The organism is Phytoactinopolyspora endophytica (assembly GCF_004138495.1).
Lineage (GTDB): Bacteria > Actinomycetota > Actinomycetes > Jiangellales > Jiangellaceae > Phytoactinopolyspora > Phytoactinopolyspora endophytica.
Genome location: NZ_ML142860.1, coordinates 228,693 through 230,309, shown reverse-complemented (window position 1 = coordinate 230,309; position 1,617 = coordinate 228,693). Strand labels below are relative to the sequence as shown.

The 1,617-nt window shown below is 67.7% G+C and carries 2 protein-coding genes; both read left to right on the top strand.

Features of this window, described 5'->3' with window-relative positions; all coding sequences use genetic code 11:
- On the top strand, nt 1-929 hold a 929-nt coding region (locus tag ELR45_RS22265), incomplete at its 5' end, for a LacI family DNA-binding transcriptional regulator (RefSeq protein ID WP_165368008.1).
- Nucleotides 930-1,023: 94 nt separating this feature from the next.
- Nucleotides 1,024-1,617, top strand: a 594-nt coding sequence (locus ELR45_RS38740; RefSeq protein WP_205857046.1) for an ABC transporter substrate-binding protein, incomplete at its 3' end; no start/stop codon positions are given.

Genomic DNA, 1,617 nt, shown 5'->3' with positions numbered 1-1,617 from the left:
GGGTCAACGACGCAGTCCGCGAACTGGGGTACACGGCGAACGCCGGCGCACGTGCGCTCGCCACGTCGGAGACGAAGGTGATCGGGCTGCTCGCTCAGTTCCTCGAGGACGAGTTCGCACCGGCGATGCTGCAGTACATGCTCGGAGTGTCGGACACGGCGCGCGAGCTCGGCTACGACATCCTGCTCGCCACCGAGGCCGACGGCACACGGGCTCTGGGCCGGATCACCGACTCCCGGATGGTCGACGGTGTCGTGTTGCTCAACGTCGCCGAGCACGACCCGCGGCTCCCCGTACTCCGCAGTGCGTCGCAGCCGGGTGCCCTGGTGGGCCTGCCCGGTGACTGCTCCGGACTGGACGTGTTCGACCTGGACTTCGAGGAAGCCGGGCGGATCATGGTCAACCACATGTACAGGCTGGGTCACCGGGAGCTGATCTTGGTATCCCAGCCCGAGCATGTCGTGAAGCGCGGCGGTGCCTACGTCTGGCGTCTGCAAGACGCCGCCCTTCAGCAGGCACGCATCCACGGGGTCCGGCTGCACGCTGTCTACGGTGAGTCCAGGCAGCCCGAGGTCGGCCAGACCCTCAACGCGCTGTTCGACGCTCACCCGGACGCGACCGGCCTCCTGCTCAACAACGAGGCGGCCGCCGCGGCGCTCCCCTCCGTGCTGCACACCCGCGGACTCGTCACTCCCACCGATCTCTCTGTGATCGGCCGCTACTCCGACGAGTTCGCACGTCTGTTCTCGCTACCGTTTTCGTCGATCGAGAGCGCCCCCGACCGGCTCGGGCGCATGGCGGTGCGCCAGCTGGTGCGCCGTATCGAGTCAGTTGAAGGACGCGAAGCGCCGTACGTCGTCCGGTTCGTCTCGCCGGAGCTGGTCGACCGCGGAAGCACGGGCGCACCGAAATCCGTCGGCACCGGCTAGACGCACTCCGCCGGCCGGCACACTTCCCAGCTCACTCACCGATTCAAGGAGGAATACAGTGATACGTCGATCGAGATCCACACGCACTCTGGCCATGGCCGGAGTCGCCGCGATAACGGTGCTCGCCGCGTCCGCCTGCTCGTCGTCCGACGACGGCGACACCGGAACCACCAGCGACGGCCCCTACACCTGGTGGGACCCGTATCCGCAGCACGACGACTCCTCCGACTGGGCACAGCGCGTCGACGCGTGCGGCGACGAGGCGGGCGTCACCATCGAACGCACGCCGTACGATACGACTGCGCTGACTAACCAGGCCCTGCTCGCCGCGCAGGAGGGAACTGCCCCGGACGTTATCCTCCTCGACAATCCGGCTGTCTCCACCCTCGCCGACACCGGGATGCTGACCACGATGGACGAGTTCGGCCTGGACACGTCGGAGTTCGACGAGAACCTGCTCGCGGCCGGCGTCGTCGACGGCGACGCCTACGGGATCCCGATCGGCGCCAACACGCTCGCGATCTACTACAACCGGGACATCCTCGACGCCGCAGGCGTCGATCCGGCCTCGATCACGGACTGGGAGTCCCTGACCGAGGCGCTGGAGCAGGTCGATGCCAGCGGTGAGAACGGCATCACCTTCGCCGCCATCGGCACTGAGGAAGGCTCGTTCCAGTTCCTGCCCTGG